General features: G+C 71.1%; 1 protein-coding gene. It reads right to left on the bottom strand.

Going from position 1 to position 2,480, the window contains the following annotated elements; genetic code table 11:
* Positions 1-115 precede the first annotated feature (115 nt).
* On the bottom strand, positions 116-1,651 hold the full coding sequence (locus tag AB0G15_RS43385; protein WP_362851570.1) for a S1 family peptidase: 1,536 nt from the start codon (positions 1,649-1,651) through the stop codon (positions 116-118).
* Between the last annotated feature and the right edge of the window lie 829 nt (positions 1,652-2,480).

The raw sequence follows: 2,480 nt of genomic DNA, 5'->3' as shown, positions 1-2,480 counted from the left end.
GACCCCCCCCCCCCCGCCGCGGGGCGGGGCCGGCCCCCCCCCCCCCCCCCCCGGGCGGGGGGGGGGGCGGGCCCCACCACCGCACGACGGCGCCCCCGGTGAGGCGGGCGCCGGGTCAGGGAGCCCTGAAAGCCATGGTGTAGGCACCGGAGCCGGCCGTGGCGCTCACCCGGTAGCGGTAGTAGCCGGCCGTGCCCGTGTAGGTGATCTGCGCGTCCGGTCCGGTGCCGCCGGAGGTGGCGACGGTCAGCCAGGCACTCCTGTTGTCCCACTTCTGCAGGAACAGGTCGAAGTCGGTGCCGGCGGGACCGTTCAGGCAGCCGGAGTGAACTCCCGAGACGTTGGTGCGGTAGTAGACGTTCCTCGGCTGGTAGGCCGAACGGCCGGCGGACAGGGTGCCGCTGTAGGTGCTGGGGTAGCCGGTGCAGGTGACCGTGATCGGTGGCGGGTCGCCCGCGGTGGTCCGCAGGGTCAGGCCGTAGGCGGTGAGGATCTCGCCGAGCGGCTGGAAGTAGGTGGTGCCGCCCGAGGCGCAGTCGCCCGAGCCGCCCGAGGCGACGCCCTGGGCCTGGTCGAGGGAGATGAACGAGCCACCCGAGTCGCCGGGTTCCGCGCAGACGCTGGTGCGGACCAGTTCCGAGACGGTGCCCTGCGGGTAGGTGACGCTGGCGTCGCGCTGCTGGATGAGGCCGCAGTGCCAGTCGGTGGTGGAGCCCGCCCGGCAGACCGAGGCGCCCTCGACGGCGGCCATGGCACCGGCGACGGGCACGGTGCCGCCCTCGCCGTCGTCCACCCCCGGAGTGCCCCTCCAGCTGTCGTTGACCGCGACCCAGGCGTAGTCGCTGCCGGGGAAGACCGAGCCCTGGAAGGTGCCCTGGGCGACGCGGTTGAAGCCGGTGGTGGCGACGCCGGTCCTGCCGCAGTGGCCGGCGCTGACGAAACCCTCCTCGCCGCCCTTGAACACCGAGAAGCCGATCGAGCAGCGGCTGGTGACGCCGCTGTAGTAGGCGTTGCCGCCCACCAGGTCGTACAGGGGCAGGGGCGCCTCGTCGGAGGGCAGCACGATCGTCGTGGTCTCGTCCACGCCGGCGCTCTGGATGACGTTCCGTGTCTGGGCGGGCTCGGGGCTCAGGACGACCACCTTGTTGCGCTTGATGTCGACGTAGCGCACGGTCGACATGAGCGGCCGCGACGGCAACGCGGCATCCAGTCTCCTCTTGATCTCCGAGAGTTCCGCCAGCGACCTCGAGACGATCTCGGCCTGGGCCCCCGTGGCGAGGATCGTGGGGATGTCGGAGATCGCCGTGGTGGCCACCATCAGGGTATGCGCGGTCTTCGGGCGAAGCCAGGCGCCGCCGAAGCGGGTGCCGAGCCTTCTTTGCAGCCGCGCCGCGACCGGCATCAGGCGGGCCTCGTTGAGCAGGCGGGCTCTGGCCTGCTCGGGAGACAGGCCGAGGTCGCGTTGGACGGCCTCCAGCATGCCCGGTGGCGGTTCCGGCGCGGCCGGGGCCTTCGAGACGATCGGCACGTCGGGAACCGCCGTCCCGGCGAGGGCCGTCCTCCGGTGATCGGCGCCGGCCGGAACGGCGGCGAGGGCGAGGGCGGTGACTATGAGGACGCGTCCGGCGGTGGCGGCATGTCTGCGAGACATGGATCTTCTCCCCTTGACCTCGGTCGTCGAAGCATGAGGGGAGATCACCCTGCGTAACCAGTGGTTCATGCGACAGGACGGTGCCACCTTAGATCAACCGGCACCGATCGCGGGCGCGACGGCCACGCGCCACGCGGGCGCGAATTCCCGCCGGCCGGCCCCGCCTCTTTCGCGTGCCCCCGCAGCGTGGCCACGCCGAAGACCCTCGCCCGGCCGCCGCCGCCGACCGTGAGGATCGCGGTGACTCACGGCTTCACGTTTCCGGTGTGATTAGACCGTAATAAGGGGATCGCTTGACGGCATGGTTGTTAGCGTTCACAGTCTTGTCCAACGCAAGATGAGGAGCGGCCGTGCAGACAAGTGTGGGGCTCCACCCGCCGGTGGCTGCCGAGGTGCCCGGGTCGGCGAGCGTGTCGCGCCGGACGGTCTCCTGGATGCTCGACGAGCCTCCGGGCGCGCCCGGAACGGGCGTCCGGAAACCGCGGAGCCGTGCGGCGACGCGGTGCCGGCCGGCTGCCGTGGCGGGTCCGCGCGGCGGACGCGTCAGGTGAGCATCTAGCGCGCGCCCTCGCTCACCCTGCGGGAGAACGGCACTCGGCCGAGGTAGCCGTCAAATCGGACGACCAGCACAATTCGTGGTCTTCCGCCCAAAATGTTAACGCTCACATAGAAGGACATTCCCCCCATGTTCCGAAAAGTTTCAGCGTTCGTCCTGGCAGGTGTTCTCGCCACGGCGATGACGGCTTGCGGTAGCACCAGCGCGCCGGGCGGCTCCACCGACACCGGTAAGGTCGCCGACGACGGCAAGATCACGATGGGCTTCTCGCAG

The organism is Streptosporangium sp. NPDC023825, from assembly GCF_040639575.1.
Lineage (GTDB): Bacteria > Actinomycetota > Actinomycetes > Streptosporangiales > Streptosporangiaceae > Streptosporangium.
This window is presented reverse-complemented; position numbering and strand designations above follow the sequence as displayed.